The organism is Glutamicibacter sp. BW77 (assembly GCF_002332285.1).
Taxonomy (GTDB): Bacteria; Actinomycetota; Actinomycetes; order Actinomycetales; family Micrococcaceae; genus Glutamicibacter; species Glutamicibacter bergerei.
The window spans coordinates 9404-31071 of record NZ_NRGT01000036.1 but is presented as its reverse complement, the minus strand read 5'-3'; the positions used below and the strand labels follow the sequence as shown (position 1 = coordinate 31071).

21 protein-coding genes are annotated in these 21668 nt (G+C 63.8%); 12 read left to right on the top strand and 9 right to left on the bottom strand.

The genetic code is table 11. The features are described from left to right. The first annotated feature begins 34 nt into the window (after positions 1-34). From CIK74_RS03400 to CIK74_RS03375, 6 genes are all read left to right on the top strand, one after another. Positions 35-1483: a four-carbon acid sugar kinase family protein gene (locus tag CIK74_RS03400; RefSeq protein WP_096254363.1), complete on the top strand. Its 1449-nt coding sequence runs from the start codon at positions 35-37 to the stop codon at positions 1481-1483. Between the two features lie 26 nt (positions 1484-1509). Continuing rightward, positions 1510-2403, top strand: a complete 894-nt coding sequence (locus CIK74_RS03395; RefSeq protein WP_096254362.1) for an NAD(P)-dependent oxidoreductase — start codon at positions 1510-1512, stop codon at positions 2401-2403. 55 nt (positions 2404-2458) lie between these two features. After that, positions 2459-3841 carry a GntP family transporter gene (locus tag CIK74_RS03390; protein ID WP_096254361.1) on the top strand — a complete coding sequence of 461 codons (1383 nt, stop codon included), beginning with the start codon at positions 2459-2461 and terminating at the stop codon, positions 3839-3841. 3 nt (positions 3842-3844) lie between these two features. Beyond that, the gene (locus CIK74_RS03385) at positions 3845-4684 is read left to right on the top strand and encodes a class II fructose-bisphosphate aldolase (RefSeq protein ID WP_096254360.1); all 840 of its coding nucleotides are present in this window, start codon (positions 3845-3847) and stop codon (positions 4682-4684) included. Positions 4685-4859: 175 nt separating this feature from the next. Next, positions 4860-5774 (top strand): LysR family transcriptional regulator, encoded by a 915-nt coding sequence (locus CIK74_RS03380; RefSeq protein ID WP_096254359.1) that lies wholly within the window; start codon positions 4860-4862, stop codon positions 5772-5774. A 131-nt stretch (positions 5775-5905) separates the two neighbouring features. Then, a complete protein-coding gene (locus tag CIK74_RS03375; protein ID WP_096254358.1) occupies positions 5906-6922 on the top strand; it encodes an FUSC family protein in 1017 nt (338 codons plus the stop codon). Between the two features lie 133 nt (positions 6923-7055). On the opposite strand, the gene CIK74_RS18985 is transcribed toward CIK74_RS03375, so the two are convergent. The 8 genes from CIK74_RS18985 to CIK74_RS18660 form a co-directional block, all read right to left on the bottom strand. Further along, entirely contained in the window at positions 7056-7502 is a 447-nt protein-coding gene (locus tag CIK74_RS18985; RefSeq protein ID WP_240520448.1) for a hypothetical protein, read from the bottom strand. A gap of 304 nt (positions 7503-7806) precedes the next feature. Continuing rightward, the gene (locus tag CIK74_RS03365; RefSeq protein ID WP_170947721.1) at positions 7807-9255 is read right to left on the bottom strand and encodes a PepSY-associated TM helix domain-containing protein; all 1449 of its coding nucleotides are present in this window, start codon (positions 9253-9255) and stop codon (positions 7807-7809) included. Positions 9256-9294: 39 nt separating this feature from the next. Beyond that, on the bottom strand, positions 9295-10497 hold the full coding sequence (locus tag CIK74_RS03360) for a Dyp-type peroxidase (protein ID WP_096254357.1): 1203 nt from the start codon (positions 10495-10497) through the stop codon (positions 9295-9297). Next, entirely contained in the window at positions 10497-11069 is a 573-nt protein-coding gene (locus CIK74_RS03355; RefSeq protein ID WP_096254356.1) for a copper chaperone PCu(A)C, read from the bottom strand. Before CIK74_RS03355 ends, CIK74_RS03360 begins: the two co-directional genes overlap by 1 nt. Positions 11070-11467: 398 nt before the next feature. Next, positions 11468-12091, bottom strand: coding sequence for a hypothetical protein (locus tag CIK74_RS03350; RefSeq protein WP_096254355.1), 624 nt, complete (start codon positions 12089-12091; stop codon positions 11468-11470). Positions 12092-12278: 187 nt separating this feature from the next. Beyond that, on the bottom strand, positions 12279-13043 hold the full coding sequence (locus CIK74_RS03345) for an amidohydrolase family protein (protein ID WP_240520447.1): 765 nt from the start codon (positions 13041-13043) through the stop codon (positions 12279-12281). After that, positions 12977-13408: a hypothetical protein gene (locus CIK74_RS18980; protein ID WP_240520446.1), complete on the bottom strand. Its 432-nt coding sequence runs from the start codon at positions 13406-13408 to the stop codon at positions 12977-12979. The genes CIK74_RS03345 and CIK74_RS18980 overlap by 67 nt, the downstream gene beginning before the upstream one ends. Further along, entirely contained in the window at positions 13405-13914 is a 510-nt protein-coding gene (locus CIK74_RS18660) for a transposase (protein WP_170947720.1), read from the bottom strand. Before CIK74_RS18660 ends, CIK74_RS18980 begins: the two co-directional genes overlap by 4 nt. On the opposite strand from CIK74_RS18660, the gene CIK74_RS18655 reads away from it, so the two are divergent. Continuing rightward, a complete protein-coding gene (locus tag CIK74_RS18655; RefSeq protein WP_170947719.1) occupies positions 13873-14355 on the top strand; it encodes a hypothetical protein in 483 nt (160 codons plus the stop codon). The genes CIK74_RS18660 and CIK74_RS18655 overlap by 42 nt on opposite strands. A 197-nt stretch (positions 14356-14552) precedes the next feature. Here the strand turns inward: CIK74_RS18655 and CIK74_RS03330 are convergent, their stop codons facing one another. Beyond that, on the bottom strand, positions 14553-16127 hold the full coding sequence (locus CIK74_RS03330; protein WP_096254351.1) for a PucR family transcriptional regulator: 1575 nt from the start codon (positions 16125-16127) through the stop codon (positions 14553-14555). A 244-nt stretch (positions 16128-16371) separates the two neighbouring features. Here CIK74_RS03330 and CIK74_RS18450 point away from each other — a divergent pair, with 244 nt between their 5' ends. The 5 genes from CIK74_RS18450 to speB are packed head-to-tail and all read left to right on the top strand — an operon-like array spanning position 16372 to position 21632. Then, on the top strand, positions 16372-16560 hold the full coding sequence (locus CIK74_RS18450; RefSeq protein ID WP_105650512.1) for a hypothetical protein: 189 nt from the start codon (positions 16372-16374) through the stop codon (positions 16558-16560). A gap of 52 nt (positions 16561-16612) precedes the next feature. Further along, the gene (locus tag CIK74_RS03320) at positions 16613-18046 is read left to right on the top strand and encodes a cytosine permease (protein ID WP_096254349.1); all 1434 of its coding nucleotides are present in this window, start codon (positions 16613-16615) and stop codon (positions 18044-18046) included. A gap of 13 nt (positions 18047-18059) precedes the next feature. Beyond that, a complete protein-coding gene (locus CIK74_RS03315) occupies positions 18060-19073 on the top strand; it encodes an alcohol dehydrogenase catalytic domain-containing protein (protein WP_096254348.1) in 1014 nt (337 codons plus the stop codon). Positions 19074-19106: 33 nt separating this feature from the next. Further along, entirely contained in the window at positions 19107-20651 is a 1545-nt protein-coding gene (locus tag CIK74_RS03310) for an aldehyde dehydrogenase family protein (RefSeq protein WP_205738237.1), read from the top strand. 30 nt (positions 20652-20681) lie between these two features. After that, on the top strand, positions 20682-21632 hold the full coding sequence (gene speB / locus CIK74_RS03305) for an agmatinase (protein ID WP_096254347.1): 951 nt from the start codon (positions 20682-20684) through the stop codon (positions 21630-21632). Positions 21633-21668 lie beyond the last annotated feature (36 nt).

Below are 21668 nucleotides of genomic sequence, written 5' to 3'. Positions count from 1 at the left end.
AGTTGGTCGCCCAAAGACGAAGGAGTCCTTGTTCATGCTTGAGTCCGAATTGCTCGCCGGATACCTCCCGGAACGCGAAATCGAACCCGCTGAGATCGCCGCCGCGGCACGCGCCACCGGCCGCGTCCTGGTGGTGCTCGACGATGACCCGACGGGCACCCAATCGGTCAGCAACCTGCCGGTGCTCACAAGCTGGGACGTCGCGGACTTCCGTTGGGCCTTCGGCCTGCGGCTGGACGGCGAGCGCGCGCTGGCCGTCTACGTGCTGACCAATACCCGTTCCCTCGACGCGGCCGATGCCGCCGAACGCAATGCGCAGATCGTGGCCGCCGCCTCGCAGGCCGCGGCGGAGGCGGGTATCACCCTGGGCTTTGCCAGCCGCAGCGATTCAACCCTGCGCGGCCACTTCCCGCTGGAAACCGACACCATAGCCGCAACCCTGCGGGACATCGATGCGCAGAATGCGGTGGACGCGGTGCTCATGGTCCCGGCCTTCGGCGACGCCGGACGGCTCACCGTTGGCGGCGAGCACTATATGCGCACCGGTGGCGGAGAGCTGGCGAAGGTCAGCGCCACCGAATTCGCCAAGGACGCCACCTTCGGCTTCAGCACCAGCTACCTGCCCGACTACGTGGCCGAAAAGACCGGCGGCCGCGTGGCGGCCTCCGATGTCCTCGTGCTGGATCTGGATACCATCCGCTCCGGCGCCCAGGGCATCGCCGGCAAGCTGGCCCAGACAAAAAACGCGCAGGTGGCCACCGCCGATATCGTCACCGAAAATGACATGCGCGCGCTGGCCGAAGGCCTGGAACTGGCCGAGGCGGCCGGCACCCGGGTGCTCTACCGCGTCGGCCCGCCCTTCGTCCGCGCCCGCATCGGCCAGGACATGCGCCAGCCGCTGAGCACCGAAGAGATCTTTGCCGGGAATGACGCCGGGATGCGCACCGCGGGCGGGCTGATCGTCGTCGGCTCCCACGTGGGGGTGACCACCCGGCAGCTGGCGGATCTGACCGCACAGCATGCGAACGCCACCGTGATCGAGCTGGAGGTGCCCACCATCCTCTCGGAGCAGAGCGAAAGCTACCTCGCGGCCAAGGCCGCCGAGATCGGCACCGCCTTGGCCACCCAAGACGTCATCGTGCACACCTCGCGGACGCTGGTGAAGACCGCCGACGCGGCCGAATCCCTGGAGATCGCGCGCACCGTGAGCGCCGCGGTGGTCAGCGTGGTCAACCGGATCCTGCACAGCACTCCCCCGCGCTTCGTCATCGCCAAGGGCGGGATCACCTCCTCGGATGTCGCCGCCCACGGCCTGGAGATCCGCCACGCGATCGTGCGCGGGCCGATGCTGCCGGGCATCGTCTCGCTCTGGGAATCGGTGGACGGCCCGGCAGCGGGCATCCCCTACGTGGTCTTCGCCGGAAATGTCGGAGATGACAGCTCGCTGACCAAGGTCACCCGCACCCTGAGCACCACCTTCTAGCACCACCCCAAGATTTGGAGACACCAATGAGCACCACCACTGTTGCAGTCCTCGGCCTGGGCGCCATGGGCCTTCCGATGGCCACCCGCCTGGCCACCGAACTGACCGTGCACGGCTTCGACATCTCGGCCGAGCGCATGGAACTGGCCCGCAAGGCCGGAATCAGCACCTTCGAAAACGCCCGCGAAACGGTCACCGGCGCCGATGCGCTGCTGCTGGCCGTGCGCAACGGCGAGCAGCTGGACTCCGTGCTGTTCGGCGAAACGGGCGTGGCGCAGTGGCTGAAGCCCGGAGCGGTGGTCATCCTGACCTCCACCGTCGGGCTGGATGCGGTCCCCGCCACCGCGGCCCGCTTGGGTGAGCTGGGCGTCGGCCTGGTGGACGCGCCGCTCTCCGGCGGCCCGGTGCGTGCCGGCGAGGGCGACCTGCTGATCGTGGTCGGCGCGGAACCGGCGCAGCTTCAGAAGGTCCGCCCGGTGCTTGAGCTGCTGGCTTCCACCCTGAGCATCGTGGGCGACAAGCCCGGCGACGGCCAGGCACTGAAGACCGTGAACCAGCTGCTCTGCGGCGTGCACATCGCCGCGGCCGCCGAAGCGCTGGCGCTGGCCGAGAAGCTGGGCCTGGACCAGGAAACCACCCTGCAGGCGCTGCAGGCCGGAGCGGCGAACTCCTTCATGCTCGGCAACCGCGGCCCGCGCATGCTCCAGGCCTACGCCGATCAGGGCGCCGAGGTGCTCTCCCGGCTGGACATCTTCGTCAAGGACATGGGCATCGTGACCTCCGCGGCCCGCGCGCTGCACCTGCCCACCCCGGTGGCTTCGGCCGCCGAACAGCTCTACCTACTGGGCGAGGCCCACGAGCTGGCGGCCGCAGATGATTCGGCCGTGATCAAGGTTCTCGCCCCGAAGTCCGCCAAGTAAAGTCGGCTGCACGCAGCTGCCCCTGAGCATTCCCGTCAAAGGAGACGAAATTTTCATGAGCCCACTTCTGCTCTTACTGATCGCGGTAGCCGGCGTTGCCCTGCTGCTGGTCGGTGTCATCAAATTCAAGATGCCCGCATTCATCGCCCTGCTGCTGGTCAGCATCCTGGTGGCCCTGGCCGCGGGGATCCCGCTGCAGGATGTGGCCGGGCTGATCACCGAGGGCATGGGCGGCACGCTAGGCAGCGTGGCGGTGCTGGTGGGCCTCGGCGCGATGCTCGGCAAGGTCATCGAGATCTCCGGCGGAGCCCAGGTCCTGTCCACCCGGTTCACCAAGCTCTTCGGCCCGCGCCGCGTCATCGCCGCACTGACCACCGCGGCGTTCCTGCTGGCCATCCCGGTCTTCTTCGACGTCGGATTCATCGTGCTGGTGCCGATCATCTACGGCTTCGCCAAGGCGCTGAATGTTTCCCCGGTGAAGATCGGGTTGCCGGTCGGCGCGATCATGCTGGCCATCCACGTGGTGGTCCCGCCGCACCCGGGTGTCGTGGGAGGCGCCGAAATCCTCGGCGCCGACGTCGGTTGGGCCACCATCCTGGGCCTGGCCTTCTGCGCCCCGCTGGGCGTGCTGAGCTACTTCGTGGCCAAGCGCATCAACCGCCGCGAGATTCCCATGCTCCCGGAAACCGCGGAACAGTTCGCCTCCTTCGGCAAGAGCACCGATGCGGGCGACACCCTGACCAAAACCAAGGCCCCGACCTCGTCCATGGTCATCTCCATGATTCTCCTGCCCATCGTGATGATCATGCTCGGCACCGTGGGCGGCACGCTGGTCACCGCTGAATCCACCGCGGCAAATGTCCTCGGCTTCGTCGGATCCCCGGCCATTGCGCTGCTGACCACCGTGCTGGTTGCCTACTACCTGCTCGGAATACGCAGCGGCTGGTCCAGCGAGCAAACCGGAAAGGTCATGGACTCGGCGCTGGCCCCGGCCGCCATCGTGATCCTGGTGACCGGCGCCGGCGGCGTGTTCGGCAAGGTGCTCACCGAGTCGGGCATCGGCACCGTGCTGGCCGAATCACTGTCCTCCGCGGGCCTACCGATCATCGTCATGGCCTTCGTACTGGCGGCCATCCTGCGTGCCTCGCAGGGTTCGGCCACGGTCGCGATCATCACCACCACCGGCCTGCTGGCCACCGCCGTCGAGGCGGGCGGCTTCTCCGCGGTGCAGACCGCGCTGATCCTGGCGGCCGTCGGCTTCGGCGCCTTCGGGCTGAGCCACGTGAACGACTCGGGCTTCTGGATCGTCACCCGCTTCCTGGGCCTGTCCGTCGCCGACGGGCTGCGCACCTGGACCGTGCTGACCACCGTGCTGGGTGTCGCCGGATTCGCGCTCACCTCCCTTGTCTACGCCATCGTCACCGCCGCAGGAGTCTAATCCATGCTCATCCCCATGAACCAGCTGGTCGCCGAGGCCATGGCCGCAGGCCACGCCGTCCCGGCTTTCACCTGCTACGACTTCACCACCGCACTGGCCGTGGTGGCCGAAGCCGAAACGCAGCAGCGCGCGGCCATCCTGAATGTCGCGCCGAAAACCGCGTCCAGCACCTCCGGGCTGCGCCTGATCTGCGCGCTGCGCACCCTGGGCGAACAGGCCGCGGTGCCGGTGGCGGTGCAGCTGGATCACGCCAACGACGCGCAGCTGATTGCCCGCGCGGTGCGCGCCGGCGCCACCGCGGTGCTCGCCGACGGTTCGGCCGGCACGCTGGAGGAGAATATCGCCTTCGTGCAGCAGGTGCGCTCGCTGATCGGCCCGGGCATCGTGCTGGAAGCAGAACTCGGCGCGCTGCCCGGCAACGAGGACAAGGCCTTCGAGCAGAGCGCCTCGCAGCTGACCGATCCAGAGCAGGTAGCCCAGTTCCTTGATGCCAGCGGCGCGGACCTGCTGGCGGTAGCCATCGGCAATGTGCACGGCCGCTACAAGGGCGAGCCGAAGATCCACTGGGATGTGCTGAAGGCCATCCATGCCGAATCCACGGTTCCGCTGGTCCTGCACGGTGCGTCGGGAATCGCTGCGCCGGATCTGTCGCGGTCCATCGCCTATGGGGTGGGCAAGGTCAATCTGAATACAGAGCTGCGCAGCTCGACGCTCACCATGCTGGCGGAGCAGCTGGAATCGCGCCGGGCCGACGGGCAGAATATCCTGGGCCTGCTCGGTGACTGGGAGCGCGCGGTGACCGAGGTCGCCGCGTCAACGTTCGCCGCGCTGGTGTCCAGCTAGCCTGCCGCCTTCAGGGCCGTGGCGCGGGGACTTCGCGGTTCCCGCACTGCGGCGCTCCGGCTTTGCCACTGCTAGCCGGTGCGCGCGCAGCCGAACCTGCGCGCAGTCCAGCCGATCCGCACTCCGGCCTGAACAGCGTCCGGCCTTGCATCCGCATCCATGATGCAATGGATCCATGATGTTGAAGCAGTTGGAATACTTTGTGGCTCTGGCCCGCGAACAGCACTTCGCGAGGGCCGCGCAGTTCTGCCGCATCTCCCAACCGGCGCTCTCGGAATCCATTCGCAAGCTCGAAGACGAACTGGGCGTGCCGCTGGTCCGCCGCGGGCATTCTTTCCAAGGGCTAACTTTGGAAGGCGAGTCGGTTCTGCGTTGGGCGCGGCGCATGCTCAGCGACAGGGACTCCCTGCGCCAAGAGGCTCATGCTTTGCGATCAGGGATCAAGGGATCTCTGCGCTTGGGCGTTGTTCCGGCCGCGGCGACCACCGTGGTCCAGCTGACGGACCCATTCGCGCGCGTCTACGACCAGGTGGGCATCGTCCTGGAATCGAGCCTTCGCTCGGCTGACATCGTGCGCCGCATCAAGAACTACGAACTGGACGCCGGGCTCATCTATGCCGTGCCCGAGGACCTCGTGGGGTTGCGGGTAGTCCCCCTGTACGCCGAAGAGCATGTGCTGCTCAGCGCGGTCGGGATGTTGCCCGAAGATCGCACCCTTGCAGGCTGGAGCGCAGCGCTGGAACTTCCGCTATGCCTTTTGGACGGCAGCTTGCGGGGCCGGCAAGTACTCGATGCCGCGCTTGCCGCTAGCGGAATGCGCGCCGAGCCACGCATAGAGTGCGATTCCGTGGCTTCGCTCATTGCCTACGTGGCTACCGGCCAATGGGCCAGTATCGTCCCCAAGCAATGGCTGGATCCCTTCGGGCTGCTGCCCGGACTTGAGCAGACGGCCTTGGTCGCTCCGCACGTCACAGCCCAGATGGTGCTCGTGATGCACTGCGCGCAATCGCTGCCGCCGGTGCCACGAGCTTTCTTACAAACTGTGACCAAGATCTTCCCGAACGCCGATTACGCTACTGACCTAGCATAATAAGGTCGATCTATTGATCCATTGGAAGTAATTCTTGGACATGATCAAGCCTGCTCACGGACACTTGAACCACCGGGTGATTTTGCGCCGTCGCGAAGCTCAACGGACTAGGGAAAGTAGGTTCAACGGGCATGGACGTCAGGCTTCGCACGACGTCCGCGTGGGGCACACCAAACTGGCAGCTGCTGCGCGCGGCGCATCGACCCGAGCTGCGGCCGGCCTTGCGGGTGGGGTTCGGCCTCGCCATTCCCGGAATCGTCCTGCTGATCCTGGGCCACGGCGAGCTGATGGTCTATGCGGTCTTCGGCTCGGTCGTTGGAATGTACGGAAGAAATCCGAATCGCCTGCAACGACTCAAGGACCAGGCACTCGCGGCGGCGATGATGCTTGCCGCGGGCATATCGGCAATTTTCATCGCCCCGTGGCATCTGGCCCCGTGGCCCTTCCTGGCCGCCGGAATCATGGTGGCATTATGCAGCTCGCTGTGTTCGGATCGGTTCGGCCTGAAACCCGGAGGGTCCTTCTTCCCCCTGTTCGCGTTCGGCGCCTTGGGAAGCCTGCCCGTCGGAGAACAGCTTGCAACATCGGGTCTCGCGGCGTTCGTTTTGACCGCGATGTTCAGCATCGTGCTTGGCCAGACGGCCCGGTTCGTGGGATCCGAAAGGCGGAACACCGGACGCGGACTGCCCTGGCAAGAGATCTTGCGCCGAGCGGGCTGCTATGGCTGCGTCGTCCTGCTGGCAGGATCCATCGCGATGCTGCTGGGCGTGGATCATCTGGCGTGGGTCATGGCCAGTGCCGTCGTGCCGCTGGCGGCAGGCAACGCGCGCGGCAGACTGAGCCGAGGGGCGCATCGCGTCGCCGGCACCGTCGCCGGCCTGCTCGTGCTGCTGGGCATCTATTCTCTTCAGCTTCCCGAGGTTTGGCTCGGGCTGGCCGTCATCTTCTTGATGTTCCCCACCGAAGGCTACATGACCCGGAATTACGGACTGGCACTCAGCTTCTTCACCCCGCAGATCATGCTCATGCTGGAGTTGGCTGACCCGAGTGTGGATGCCAGCGTGATGCTTGAACGGGCGTTGGCGAACCTCTTGGGCGTGTCGGCCGGAATTCTAGGTGCGCTTTTTTTCGACCCGAAACAGCGCTGAGGCTTCCAGCTCCGCGCCGGGCACCGCCAATGCCGCCAAAAGCGCCAGGGCGAAAGCCGCCCATGATTCGATTCCCCTGCCAGCCCTCCGGTCCGCCAGCATGTTTCCAGACTCAGACCAGGCGCCAGATTCGTCAGGATTTGTCCATGGTTGGGTCAAAGGGCAATTCGGTCCAATCTCCTGAATTGGATTCGGTTGAATGGGCGGTACCGGAATTACTGCAGGTGGATGAGTCCATGCCGAACAAGGAAATCGCCGCCAAGGTCGAAGTAGCCCCAACACCTGCTTGGAGCGGATCAGGTGGATGCGCCGCAATGGCTCCGTCGAGGCCGCTTGCGCCCATGCGCTGCCGAGTCTGCAAGGCGAGGGCGAGCAGGCATTCTTGGGCATCCAGATCCGTCCTCATGCCCGCGACACCGCCAACGACTTCGCGCAGACGGCACCGGCCTTGCCCGAAACTCTCGCGCTGTACAACGTCAGCGGCAGCCAGGACTACCTGGTCCATGTCGCGGTGGCCAACAGCGGCGAGCTGCAGCACCTGATCATTGACGAGCTGCTCGCCCTGCCCCTGGTCGCGCACTGCGAGCTGTTATCTCTTCCTCAGGACATCTCCACTGGTCCTGGCAGGCCTGGCCCGGTGACAAGATCAATGACGCCACTCCAATCGAAGCCCATGAGGAGCTTGCCCTGCCGAATTACGGCCGGCCCTTCAACGACCCTTCCGGATTGGCCGCTGGCACGAATCCTGCTTCTTGATACGGCTTCACAAATTGCATCTCTGAGCGCGCCTTTTACGAGGCACCGAGATCGATCTTTCAGGGAAGAAAAGTGCCCTCCGCGCATCGCACGCAGGGCACTGTTCAAACACCACTGAGGCCAGCTGGCTACTTGGTGGCCGGCCGTTTGCTCTTGGCTCGATGAATCCAGCCAACGACCAGGTCCGCGAGCAGGAACAGGGCCAGGCTGATCCCCATAAGAGGCAGGAAGACGCCGACGGCAGCTGCAGCCAGCAAGACCAACGGGATGCCCCACCATGGGGCGCGGGTTAAGCCGCCACGTGCAGGGGCTTTGCCCATGCGTAGTGCGGGATTCTTCGTGGGGCGGCGCTTCCACCACATCGCATAGCCCAGCACCACCATGGAGGCGATGGCCGAGGCGACCAGGAACAACAGAATCTGGTTGGGAAGTCCGAACATGGAGCCCATGTGGATATCGATTCCCCATCGCGAGAGTTTCGCGGCGAGGCTGAACTCCCTGAAATCAACACGGTCCACGACGTCCAGTGTTTGCCCATTGATAGAGACCGCGTCGACTTCGGTCGGGTAGGACCGCTGGATCTCTTGGACCACCCACGCCTTTCCTTTCGCGGCTGGCGGCTTGATCTCAACCAGTCCCGTATTGACGTTGACTTCCTTGGCGATCGAGAGCATGGTATCGAATGCCGCCGGGTTCACCGAGTCGCCGGTTGGCGCGGGCGCGGCCCCGTGGTGATGGGCGTGCTCATCACCTGCACTGCCCTCCGCGGCAGACAGCTCCGTGCCCACCGAGGGGGTTCCCCAGTTCAGCGCGGCGCGCAGCTCACTGACATTCGCGCCACCGTAGGTCGACCAGGTGATGCCGGTGGCGGAGAGGAAGAATGCGCCGAGCAAGACCCAGATCCCTAGCGATCCATGCCAGCTGGCCAGGCGCCGGTAGCCTTTTGCCTTGACAGCGGGGCGGATGAGGTCTTTTTTTCGCTTGGTTTTCCTGATGCGCAGAATCCACAGGCCAAATCCTGCCAGGGCGATAACTCCCAGCCAGGAGGCTGCCAGTTCGCTATACATGCGCCCCGGCTCACCGAGCTGCAGGTTGCGGTGCAACTGGTCAATCCAGGTCCGCAGGGGCAGCGCACCGCTGGTCCCGTAGGCGGTCAAGTCTCCGCGGATTTCAGCGGTGGCCGGGTCGATGAAAATGGCCCTGGTTTCGCTGGCTCCCAGGTTCTCGTCCGCATACATCACCCTGGTGGTATCACCGGGGTGCGGTGCCGGGCGAACCGCAACCAGCGCATCATCACTGCCCAGGTAGGTGTTGGCCGCCTCAACTTGATCGGCCAGCGGCAAATAGGAATCAGCTATCGGCGCGCGCAGCTGATCGGCATAGACAGCCTGTTCGATTTGCGGAGTAATTGCATACAAGGCGCCGCTCACCGCGGCCACAAGGATAAACGGGCCGATGAAGATTCCCGCATAGAAGTGCAGCCGTAGCAGCAGCTGGCCGAGCCATCCCTTTCGGGTGGGCCCCGAAGGCACGGGCGGTGGCTGGGATTCCGGGGTCGTGGTTTCCAGAAAAGTCATGAACGGTCCTTGAGGGAAAAGTAGGAAGAGTACAGGTGGCTAGGCTGCGAAAAGGGTTTCACCGATGAATCCTCCTTCGGCGCAGCCCGGGGGGATCAGGAAGACGGCCGAGCCGATGGGAGTCGTCCACTGGTTCAGCGCGTCAAGGTCCGATAGGCGTTGCTGCATCGGGGTGTATTGCTTGGCCACGCTCTTTTGGTAGGACACGAAGATCAGCCCCGAATTGGAGATGTCATTCCCGTTGGGCGGCTCGTCGTAGTTGTATCCACGCCGGAAGATCCGCTCGTTCGTGTTATCGGACCGGGCTCTGCGGATGTGCGCCTGCGCGGCGATGACCGTGAACCCCAAGGCGTTGGTCGCTTCGAAGTCAGGCTCATCGTGTTCTTGGGTTCCCGTGGTCGGAGCTCCGTTGCCCAGGGTCCGCCCAACACTGAATTCCCGGCCGGAGCGGTCAAGCTCATCCCAGGTATCAACATCCATTCGGATGCGCCGAAGGACCATGGTGGTGCTCCCATCCGCGTTCCACACCACAGAGTTGAAATCCTCCGAACCGGGGATGGGATTCACGGTCCCGTCGACTTGTCCGAACAGATTCCGCATCGTGGTGCCGCTGGCCTCGGATCCCCGTGATCGGCGGAACCCGGACTGCACCCATTTCACCGAGGCAAACCGGCGGGCATCCTTGAGCATCATCCGTTGGGCATGCGCAACGGACAATGGATCGTCCGAAGCGATATGCAGCAGCAGATCCCCATCGTTCCAGCGTTCTTCGAGCCGGTCGATCTTGAACCCCGGCAACGGTTGGCCTTCGCTGGCCGAGGACCCCGCGAGTTCCATGAGTTTCGGACCGAATCCGAAGGTCACGGTGAGCCGTGCTGGAACCGTGCCCAGTTCCGGTTCGGTGTCTGCCAAGGCCGCTTGGCCTTGGGTGAGCCTTGCCGCGTCATCGCTGAGCAACCGGAGCAGGCGTTGCAGGGACTCGTGGTCAAGGTCATCGCGCAAATCCAACGCGATGTAGTTGGCGTGGGCTTGGGGCTCGGTGGCGATTCCTGCCTGGTGTTCGCCGTAGAACGGAATCACGGTTTGGCCGTGCAACGGCTCCGAAGCGCCGGCTGGCGCAGCAGCGCCGGCCAGGGAGTCGATCCCCAGAGCGGCGATCGCTCCCAGTCCGGCTGCGGCGCCGCCGAACAGAATTCCTCGCCTGCTAGGGCCTGATTTGGCGGGTGTGTCTTCGTGTGGCATTAGTGATCGTGGGCGCTTTCGGATGCGGAGTCGCCCTTGTCCAACTCGTCATGACCCATGCCCTCGTGCTCGGAGCCCTCATAATTTTCATTCGCGCCGGCGAAGTCCTTCACCGGGGCGGTGATCTCGAAGCTGGTGTCATCGGAGAATTCCAGGCTCATGTTCACGACGCTGCCGGGCTTGAGCGGTTCGGCGAGGTCCATGAGCATGATGTGGCTTCCCCCTGGTTCAAGATGCAGTTCGCCGTGGGCGGGGATGGTGAATCCGCCAGTTTTTTCGCGCATCACCATGGCCCCGGATTCGTTGGCTACCGTTTCGTGCAGTTCCAGATCGCTGGAGGCCGGGCTCGTGACCGAGGTGACGGTGATGTCCTGGTCTCCGGTGTTTTCAATTGTGCCGAATCCCGCCGACATCCCCTCGTCGATAGCCTTCACCCATGGATCTTTCATGGTGACAGAAGCGCCAGCTGGAGCCGGGTTGCTGTTAGCAGCAGGGGTGGCGGCGCAACCCGCCAAGGCGATCAACGCGGCAGCGGATAGGGCAGTGGTGCGCAGGGCAAAAGAAGTTTTCACGGTTCATCCTAGGAAAATGAGGGAAGCACAAATAGGGTGCTCCGAATCAGTGCTGCTGTGGAGCCTGAAAACACCGATGTTGCTATCGGCGGTCAGGGAACATTGTGCTGGGCACAGCAGGGGAGAAAAAAGCCCTGGTCGAATAGGGCTTGCGAAGGTGCGGTGCGAGGCAGGACTGGTTGGCCTCCGGGGTTCAGGACGGAGGACGCACTGGAGACTGGAAAGGCAACGCTGATAGAACGAACTCAGTGAGATTCGTTCGCCAGCATGCTTTCAGGAAAAATCATTGTGCACGAGCGCAGTAGCTTGTCCTGGGATGGGACATGGCAGAGCCCGATTCCGGGTCCTTTGCAAACAGGAGCGGAAAAGTCGCAGCCCAGAAGGACTGCAAGGTTGTCTTACACCGTTGCCAGTACGGGCGGGCCCCTGCGAACGACAGACGTGGCATACACGGCCACCGTGCAGGCAGGGATTTCGCGCGGTTCCACAGGCGCTGTCTGCGGGCGCACTGGCTGATAAGCGAAGTTGACCAGGCGCCAGAAGAGTTTCCAGGTGAACAGGCCGATGATCTCCGAAGCCGCGATGAGTACCTGCTCGCTGCGGTGAAGCACCAGAACGGTAGCGAACCCCGCAAGGAAGTGCGCCAGCAGCATGCTGCCATCGCCGTGGCTTGCCATGGTGGTACTGGCCGAGCCGGTCACATCGACCGCCAGGGATATTCCATGATGTGCGTGGATGCCTTGCCCCGCGGTTGAAAGAGCGGAATGACCTGCTCCCATGGAGAACAGGAGGTGGAAGAGCATCTGGCTGAACCCCACCATGATGGACAACCGCCAGAACGTGAACCGTTTGCCGCTGAGCAAGATGCAGACCATGAGCGACAGGGACAGCGGTAGCGCGATGTTCAGGATGTCCGGTATGGCTCCGCCCGCAAGTACGTGGGAAACCAGAGAAACGGACGTCGCGAAGAACGCGGCGGCGGTGCCTCTGAGAGCACGTGTTGAACGGGAGGATTTTTGCACACCACCAGTATTACAGACCGGGCACCGTATTTCGACATCCTGTAAAACTCTAGAATACGGCCCTCTTGCTCCGGGGTGCAGTCATTTCCGCAGACGAGGGCGGACCCCGCAAGCCAACCCTGGCACGTTGAAGGATCGATACCGTGCTCGCGCGGCGGTCATCCCGGTGCCAAGGCGGTGCCGGTCTTCAAAATTTCGGGCATAGCCTACCGGGGGTACCGGCGGTATTGCCGGGGTGAAGCGTTCCGTGCAGCTCCGAATGTCGCGGGCCTGTCCGTTGTGCCTGTCTGGGACTTGGCGTGCTGCACACGATCCCTTGAATCCACCAACTCAGAATGGCTCGCTGACCGACAGTACCCTCAACCCGTGGCACCACTCGCCCGTCACGGATGACGGTGCGGTCGGCGCCGCGCTCCATGACGGCCGAGGCAACCGTCTGGCCATCCATCAGCACTAGGTCCGCACGGTCTCCCACGGCTATGCCCGGTCGGTCGGCCACGGACGCCAGCCGCGGCATCTCGCGCTTCATGATCGACGCGCCGCCCATGGCGGCCACGGCGAGCGCATGTTCGATCTGCTCGTCTTTGGGCATGCCGTACACGAAGGCCAGCTGCCAGGTCCGGTCCAGCATCTCGCAATTGACATAAGGGCTCCAATAGTCCCATTGCCCGTCCTTTCCCAGCCCGAAGCGCACCACGGGTTCGGCCAGGCCCAGCAGCGGCAGGAGGGTGGAGGTGCTCGGTGCGACCGAGGTCAGCGAGAAGTCCAGCTCGGCGAAGGTGTCGCTCAGCTTCCGACTGCTGGCTTCGCCGACTGCGCCCAGTCCATAGGCGTGGGACAGGTTGACCCTGCCTTCCATGCCCAGCGCCCGGGTGCGCTCGGCAATCAGTTCCGCGGAAAAGACTCCCTGCGTGCCCGCCTCGTGCAGGTGGATGCCGATGTCCACCTGCACGAGGCGGCCAAGCCGAACACCACATCCAAATGGCGGACCGGGTCGCGGTCCAGCTCGCAGGGATCGATGCCGACCATGAAGTCGGCACCTGCCTTGAGCGCGTCTTCCAAGTATTTCCCTGTGCCCGGCTCCCGAAGGATGCCGGGCACAGGGAAGACCATGATCTGCACGTCGGCCTCGTTGGCGAATTTCTCCTTGATGGCTACCACGGCTTCATATTTCACGAGCATGCAGCCCACGTCCACCTGGGCAAAGGTACGCCAACTGGTGGTGCCGCGGGCGATCATCCGTTCCAGGGTTCCGGCCACGCGCTCGGGCAATCCAATTTCCACGTCGCGCCAGTTCTCCCGGTCGTTGCCCATCATGCCCCAGACCCCGGGACGGCTGGTGTGCTCGCGGAAGGGCAAGCCGACGCGGGTCGAGTCCAGGTGCACATGCTGGTCACCAATCGGTAGGTTTCGGTGCGTCTGGTTGTCTCGGCATGCACGGTGATGTTCGCGGTGAGCCCCCGCACCGGTTGTCCGGCCAGCACTGAAAGATAGAATCCGTCCGGCAGTATCTGGCGCACCGGCAGCTGCCGTCCGAGCTTGACCCGCACCAGGAACTGCGCGCCGGTCTTCCGGAGCTGGTGCAGCAGCCCGGCGGAGGCGAAGTTCCGGTCGGCCATGATCAGCATCCCTTCATCCATGGAGCGCAGCAGCTGCGGGGTGTAGGTGGTTTCCCCGATGGTCGTCGGCCCGAACACGACATCCATGATGCTGCGCGTGCCGCAGGCGATCAACGCCAGCAGGCGGGCTTGCGGGTACCCGGTCCCGCCGTGGTGACCGGCATGCTTCGAGTATTTGTACCGGTTCTGCTCGATGTCCGCCAAGGTCAGGATCGTCCCATCGATCGCGCAGAGCCGGTACCGTCCGTAGAACGATCCTTCCCGGCTGGCCGTGGCGGTCGGGCCGCGCAGCGTGGCGTGGAAGAGCTCCAGCAGTGGGCAGGCCGATTGCCGGACGACGCGGATATGGCAGAAGCGCTCACCGGATATGTCATGGACCTTTTGGGCGAGAACAGCACCGCCGCCGTCTTCGAGTCGCACCTCTATGCCCTGGCCTACACCAGGCTGGCACTGCGCAAGGCCGCCGCGGATTGGGACCTCGGATTGACCCGGGTCCTGTGCCACCGCTCCGATGAGATCACCGGCAAGATGCTGGGCGTGGCATTGTGCGGCCTGCAGCTGCAGTTGGTCCTGTCCGATCAGATACCCGACCGGGAAGTAGTCGCGAAGATCTTCCGCCGCGCATTGGCCGGGGGCGCGGGCTAGTCGGGAAACCGACGGTCCGGGAGAACTGCGAGACCGCATCGATCTCGCCCGCCTGTTCTCCGTGCGAGCGCGAAACAACAGGTCATGCAGGCAGGCCCCGGGTCCCGGTGCCAGCCTGGTCAGGCTCGATTCCCTTTCGGCAAATGCGGCAGGAACGCCGGGGCTTCGAGGGACTGAGAATACAATGCGCGCATGGATTACAGGCCCTCCAGCCGATACAACGCCAAAGCCATATGCAAGGAAGTGCGCGTGTCCGCATTCTCCACGTCGATGCCGAACTCCTCGTGCAACCGCCGAAGCCGCGCGTAGACGCTGGGGCGGCTAAGGTGCACCGACCTCGACAGTTCCGCGATATTTCCCGTGGCGCCCAGATATGCCTCCAGAATCGCCAGCAGCTCCGGCTCCTCTTTCAAAGGACCAAGCTGATCCCGAACGAAAGCTGCGCCCTCGGGGGTGCTCACGAGCGTCTGAAGTATCCAGCGGAACCCCAGATCGTGCGCCAGGTAGTACTTGGGCTTGCGCACCACCATGCTCAATGCCCCGCGCGCCACTCGATAGGCTTCGAGCAGTCCGTCCGTCGCGGCCCGCTTCAATGATTCGAAGCTTCCGGCAATTCCCATACTCCATTGCCGATGGCCAATTTCTGATTCAACGAGCCGGTAAGCTCTTTGCAGCAGCACCTCGGGGTGTTCATGAGAAGCCAAGCAGAACATCATTCCAACGGCTTCCGATTCGTCGCCTAGTCCATTGCGCACAATCACCGGGACCGGGAAATCCTCGAAGGCGATCCGCAATCTGCGAATCAGCGAACTGAGATCATTTTCTTCGTCTGCGCCCGAAGCAATGCACAACACCGCGGGAATCAGCTCCAGCACATCTGTGACCCCGAAAAGGCGCAGGCGCAGCCATGCGCCTTGTTCCGTTACGGTTTGATTGGTCCGCAGATCCGCAATGGCATCAGCCAAGAATTCCTGGCGCAGCAGGTGCAGCCGGTCAAGGTCTCCGCTCAGCTTTTGCCCGAGAATTCGGGAAAGCCGATCCAGGATGACCGCGAATCCTGCCGACTCGCGCCACAACGGGCAGACGATGCGTCCGACCCTCCGGCCATCGACGAATACTGGATTGTGCACCCACTGCTCGCCAGCCAGCTCAAAACGGCCTTGCTCCAACCCCCATGCTCGCTGGCGAGACTGCGCATAAAGGGACATCTGCTCCATGCCTAAACCGCGCTGGAACAGGACTACCGACAGCTCGTCTTCCAGGATCAGCGGCCTATCAAGCAGGTCCGCCGCGGTGCGGAGCAGATCAAGAGCCGAAAGCTGTTCGGCGACCGGAGAACTCAGAAAATCCGCCACCGCGTCGGGGCCGGAAACCACCATCGCGGATCGCGAAATCTCATTATAGGCTTCGATGATTTCGATGAAACGCGCGCGGTCATCGAGCAAGACCACGGGGAAGCTCATGGAAGTAGCCGCCGTGCGAAGTGCCGCCTTGACCGGGGCCTCGTCGGCCAAGAAGGAGAAGACCACTCCGCTGGCCCCGGAGCGATGGAGCTCGTCGAGGAACGCGGCTGCCTGTTCAACGGATTGACTCAACCCCAATCCCGAGCACAGGATCAGCTCCCCGCCCTCGATGAGTCCTGCCAGATCCGCGGATTCGGCGATGTGGATTCCGCGCACGTCATCGTCCAATCGTGTCCCGTCACCGAGGATGTGGGGACGCGATCTGTTGAACGCCGGGTTCTGAAGAAATTGGCGGATCGTCAAGGGCATTTACAGAGTGTAACACCGCGCTCCGCCAAGTGATTACAGTTCACCTGTTGCCCGGATCACATCCTGGCCGGAAGATGGATACAAGTCCGAAACGACCGAATACATCACGTCATACCCGGATTTATGGAATATCAAAGTGCGCGGCCACCAGAGGAAACCCTCAACGGATGAGCCGCCGTCCGGCTCGATTCACCACACCGGGCCTTCAAGCAGCAACTCGAAAATCTACACAGAAGTGGTCGCCATGAACACTGCAAGCTCACACGACGCCACCCCCGACGAGCAGGCCTTCCTCACCGAACGAAGTCACGTGTGCGAAGACTTCGCAGCGCATGAAGCAACGCATCAAAAGGGGCAGCTCTCCCGCGGCGAATACCTCGTCGTCGGACTCCTTCTCGCCATTGCCTACGTCTTGACCCTCGCACTCCAATAGCCTCTCGCCCGGAAATTCTGAGAATTCCGGACCCTCCTGAAAGCGAATTCACATGGATTACGCCATCGAAGCAGAACGCGGCAGGGCACCGCTCCCGCCGAGCAAGCGCCTCTGGGGCTTCTGGGAATACACCTGGGCCAACGCTGCACTTGCCATTGCCACCTGGGGTTTCCTGATCGGTGGGTCACTGGCGCTGGTGGTCGATGTTAAGCAAGGCTTGTCGGCAATCGTTCTTGGCAACGTTCTAGGAGTGCTGCTCGTCGGACTGGCGGTCTCGGTCAGCGCAGGCAAGTACGGCACCGAGCAATACACGTTCATGCGCAGCGTCTTCGGACACCACGGCAGCCGGCTGATCTACATCGTTGCCATGATCCTGCTCACCGTCGGCTGGCTGGTCGTGCTGGGCATCATGTTCGGCCGTTCCATCGACTCGGCCGTCTCCGTGGTGCTGCAACGCGAACCGGAGCCAACCGGCTGGCATATCTACGCGATCACCCTGGTTGCCATTGCCATCACCGCATTCGTCGTGGCCAAGGGCCCCACCTCCATCAAGGTCTTCAACACCATAGTCGCCCCGGCCCTGTTCCTGGTGATGGGCGTGATGATCTACATCTTCCTGAAGGATTCCAGCCTCGCCGAGCTCCTGTCCCTTCCGGCACTGAGTCAGCCGTTCGATTCGAACGCCGTGAACTTCATGATCGCCGTGGAAATCAACATCGCCGCAGGCTTCTCATGGTGGCCGTATCTGGGCAACCTGTCCCGCATCACCAAAAACGAGCGCGTGGCGTTCTGGCCAAACCTGATCGGAATCGGCGCAGCGGCCTCGCTTGGCGAAGCGGTGGGCCTGGTCGGCGCCATCAAGTTCGGCAGCGCGGACCCCACGCAGTGGATGACCGAGTCCGGCGGTTTGTGGCTCAGCGTGATCGTCCTGCTCTTCGTCGCTTTTGCCAACGTGACGAGCATGGCCAATATCCTGTACACCGCAGTGGTCGGATTACGGCAGATGTTCGACACGCTGCTCAGGAGATTCAGCTGGGAACAGCTGGTGGCAGGATTCTGTCTGGTCCCTGCCGTCGTCCTGTTCGTCCTTCCCGGACTCTACGACGGATTCATGGTCTTCCTAGTCTGGACCGCGGCGCTGTATAGCGCCCTGACCGGCATCATGATCGTGGACTACTTCATTCTGCGCCGCACGCACGTGGCGCTGAAGGACCTGTTCATCGAAGGCAAGGCCTCGCGCTACTACTTCACCGGCGGGTTCAACATCGCAGCGATGTCGGCCTTCGCCATCGGAGCCGCCGTCTTCACGGTGACCTTCAACCCGTATTCCTTCGAGCACAGCGAATGGTTCCGCTACACCACCGCTTCGCTGCTGGCCGCCGCCGCGGCCGGCAGCGTGTACTGGATCGCTTCAAGACTCTTCATCCTGCCCCGCGGACTGGGTGCGTACACCTCCGATTCGACCACTTCAACTACCACTAAATAGGAGCTGAACCGCAATGACCAATACCATGCTTGCCGCCTTCTACACCGAAGACAACGCCCCGCTCGACCTTCGCCAGACCCGGATCCCGACCCCGGGCAAGGGCGAAGTGCTGATCAAGATGGAAAGCTGCGGCGTCTGCCACACCGACGTGCATTTCTGGAAGGGCGAAGACGAACTACCTCGCGAGAAGCCGGCGATCCTGGGCCACGAAGGCGTGGGCACCGTGGCCGTCCGGGGCGAAGGCGCAGACCTTGCCCTCGGTGCCCGGGTGGGCGTCGGGTTCGTCTACGAGGCCTGCGGCAGCTGCCGCGAATGCCGCCGCGGCCTGGAAACCTACTGCCGCGATTCGAAGGCCACCGGAGTCCATGTAGATGGCTGCTTTTCCGAGTATGTCATCGCCCCGGCCGCCTGGGTCTCGCTGATCCCGGAAGAACTCTCCTCCGCGGATGCCGCACCGCTGCTCTGCGCAGGCGTCACCGCCTACAGCGCGGTCCGCAAGGCCCAGCTGGAGCCGGGGTCCGTCGCGGTGGTCTTCGGTCTGGGCGGCCTGGGCCAGTACGCCATTCAGTGCGCGGCCCTGTACGGCGCCAAGGTGATCGGCATCGACCTGGATCCCGCCAAGCTCGAAACCGCCAAGGAACTGGGCGCCTACGCCGCCTACATCCCGGGCGATGACGCGGTGGCGGCTATCCAGGCCCTGGGCGGCGCCGACGCCTGCCTGAGCTTCGCCCCCTCCCCTCAGGTCTTCCGCAGCATGTTCGATCTGGCCGCACCGACCGCTCGTTTCATCCAGGTGGCACTGCCCAATAAGCCGTTCAGCTTCGCCGCGGCAGAAATCATCGATCTGGGCATCACGATCATCGGCAGCGCCGACGGCACCCGGCTGGAGCGCGACCAGGTTCTCGCCCTCGCCAAGGAGGGCAAGATCAGGTCCACGATCAAGACCCTCCCCTTCGCCGAGATCAACGATGCCTTCCAGGCCCTGGACCGGGGGCAGGCCGAAGGCCGCCTCGTCGTCAACTACTAGAGCTCTTCGAGCACGAATCCTTTGGAGCAGACCATGACTTCGCCAATCAATACCGAGGCAGCAATGAAGACCTTCGAGAACCCGCAGGCCTACCTGGCCGCCTACAACGTACCCGCCGGCGTCCAGGAATTCCTGGGTCGCCAGCACGAGCTGTTCATCAACAACGTCTGGCGGCCGGCCTCCGACGGCGCCACCGTGGCGGTCATCGAGCCCTCCACCGGCCAGCAGGTCTCCACCCTTGCTAGCGCCACCGTCGAGGACCTGGAGGAAGCCGTCGCGGCGGCCCGCTGCGCCTTCGAATCCGGTGGGTGGGCTACGCAGACCCCGTTGGCCCGCGAACGCATGCTGCACCGCTTGGCGGACCTGATCGAAGCGCATTTCCAGGAGCTGGCCATCCTGGAATCCATCGACGTGGGCAAGCCTCTCGCCGAGGCCGAGATGGACATCCAGGGCACCATCGATACCTACCGCTACTTCGCAGGCTGGGCCTCGAAGATCTCCGGCCGCAGCGGCGAGCCAGCAGGACTCGAAGGCAACTACGTTGCCTATACCCGCAAGGAACCGGTCGGCGTCATCGGCGTCATCGTGCCGTGGAATTTCCCGTTGCAGACCTTGGCCTGGAAGCTGGGCGCGGCCCTGGCGGCCGGCTGCACCACAGTCGTCAAGCCGTCCGAGGTCACCTCGCTGACCACCCTGCGCTTCGCCGAATTGGCGCTGGAGGCCGGCATCCCGGCAGGGGTCATCAACATCCTCACCGGTAAGGGCTCCACCGTGGGCGCGGCGCTGGCCGCGCATCGGGGCATCGACAAGATCACCTTCACCGGATCTACCAAAACCGGGATGTCGGTGGGCCATGCGGCCCTGGAGAACATGACCCGTATGACCCTGGAACTGGGCGGCAAGTCCGCGGTCCTGGTCTTCGAGGACTGCGATCTGGACAAGGCCGTGGAAGAAGTCGCCTTTGGCATTTTCTTCAACGCCGGGCAGATCTGCGACGCCGGTTCGCGCTTGTACGTGCAGAGCTCGATCTACGACGAGTTCATGGACAAGCTGGTTGTCAACGCCAAATCATGGAAACTGGGCCCGGGCCTGGATCCGGAAGCCACCATCGGCCCACTGGTCTCCGAGGCCCAGTACCGTTCGGTGACCGACCTGATCAGAGCCGGTGTGGAGGAAGGCGCCAAGCTATTGTGCGGCGGCCCAATCGACGACGGCGCCACCAACTACGTGGCGCCGGTGATCTTCGGAGACTGCACCAACCAAATGGTCGTGGTGCGCGAGGAGATCTTCGGCCCGGTTCTGGTGGCCCAGCGATTCTCCACCGAACAGGAGGCGCTGGCCCTGGCCAACGACAGCGATTACGGCCTGGCCGCCACCATTTACTCACAGTCCCTGAACCGCGTGCACCAGTTATCCAAGGATCTGAAGGCCGGTTCCGTCTACGTCAACGCGCAGAGCTCCATCGACGCGGCCATGCCGTTCGGCGGCTACAAGAAATCCGGCTTCGGCCGCGATCTGGGCGCGGAACAGCTGGACTACGTCACCGAAACCAAAACCGTGTGGATCACCCTTCCATAGGCTGCGCAAAGAATTCCAAGGAGAACCATCATGGTTGATTTCGTCCCCGTCGGCCCCGTGCCCGCCACCGAGGTGCCACGCTACGCAGGCCTGGGCACCTTCGCCCGCCTGCCACAGCTTGGATCAGTGCCGGACTACGACGTCGCAATCGTCGGCGTACCCTTCGACGGCGGAACCTCGTTCCGCCCGGGAGCCCGCTTCGGCCCCTCCAACGTCCGCGAGGCCTCGCGCCTGCTGCGCCCGGGATTCCACCCCGAACTGCAGACCACCGCGGTCCAGTCCGCGCAGTTCGTGGATGCCGGGGATTTGTCCTGCACCCCCTATGACAACGCGCTGGCCGTGCAGCAGATCCAGGAGCAGGCCACCCGCCTGGTTGCCAAGGACAAGACCGTGATCGCCATCGGCGGCGACCACACCATTGCCCTGCCGATGATCCGCGCGACCGCGGCGGTGCACGGGCCGGTGGCCCTGCTGCACTTCGATGCACATCTGGACACCTGGGACACGTACTTCGGCGAGGAGATCACCCACGGCACAATGTTCCGGAGGGCCTTCGAAGAGGGGCTGCTGGTCGAGGAGCGCTCCATGCATGTGGGCATCCGCGGTCCGGTGTACGACAAGGACGACTTCATCCGCGACCACGAGTTCGGGTTCCAGATCATCCGTTGCTCGGACATCGACACGATGGGCATCCCCGCGGTCGTGCAGCGCATCAAGGACCGCATTGGCAACACCCCGGTGTACCTGTCAATCGACATCGATGTGCTCGATCCCGCCTATGCGCCGGGCACCGGCACCCCCGAGATGGGAGGCATGCACTCACGCGAGATCCTGCAGACCCTGCGCGGATTGGGAACCCTGAACATCGTCGGCGCCGATGTGGTGGAGGTCGCTCCGGCCTATGACCACGCGGACATCACCTCGCTGGCCGCGGCCACGCTGGTCTTCGAAATGATGTCGCTGCTGACCGCGAACAAGTAACGGGCAGTAATATGCTGGCAGCCGCCTGCTCACCGG